2 pseudogenes are annotated in these 811 nt (G+C 49.3%); one reads left to right on the plus strand and one right to left on the minus strand.

What is annotated here, in order from left to right:
* Nucleotides 1–229: 229 nt before the first annotated feature.
* Nucleotides 230–682 (minus strand): annotated as a pseudogene (locus KIV40_RS33660) (helix-turn-helix domain-containing protein); the annotation flags it as partial.
* On the opposite strand from KIV40_RS33660, the pseudogene glnG reads away from it, so the two are divergent.
* Nucleotides 605–811 (plus strand): annotated as a pseudogene (gene glnG / locus KIV40_RS33665) (nitrogen regulation protein NR(I)); the annotation flags it as partial. The pseudogenes KIV40_RS33660 and glnG overlap by 78 nt on opposite strands.

Raw genomic sequence — 811 nt, forward strand, 5'->3', positions numbered from 1 at the left:
ACGAACCATCTCTTCAAAGCTGCTCTTTTGGGTAAAAACCAATACACCTATAGTGAAGAGAAAAATCATCACGAACGGCAGTACCACTGCCGTTCTGAGTGTAATTTGGGTCTTTATGGACATCGATGACTAAAACTTTTGTATGTTGTACTGTAATTGTACCGACTCCATCCCTCTCAAGCGACACTTTTTTGATTAAAAAGTAACGGCAACTTTGAGCATATCGAGACTAGTACAACTCTTTTAGCTTCCGAGTTAGGGTATTTCGTCCCCAACCGAGCACTTTCGCAGCATCTTGCTTATGACCATTAGTATGGTTCAACGCGGCTTCAAGTAGTATACGTTCAAACCCTGGCAACGCATAAGAGAGCAGCTCTTTTTCTCCTGAATCAAGCGCACACTTCGCCCAATTCGCGAGCAAGTTTTGCCAGCTGTCACTGCTATCGCTGGTGGTGACTGTCTTCTCTTCAAGTAGCTCTGGTGGAAGGTCCGACGGCAGAATTTCACTACCACTCGCCATTACGGTCAGCCAGCGACAGATGTTCTCTAGCTGACGCACGTTACCCGGCCAGTTGAGCTGGTTGAGCTTGGCAATGGTCTCTGGATGCAGCGCCTTGACCTCAACCCCGAGCTCCTCCGCGGAATTAAGGAAGTGCTGGGTGAGTTTTTCGATGTCTTGCTTAATTCCGCGGCAGAGGAGCTCGGGGTTGAGGTCAAGGCGCTGCATCCAGAGACCATTGCCAAGCTCAACCAGCTCAACTGGCCGGGTAACGTGCGTCAGCTAGAGAACATCTGTCGCTGGCTGACCGTA

The organism is Vibrio sp. D173a (genome assembly GCF_030248475.1).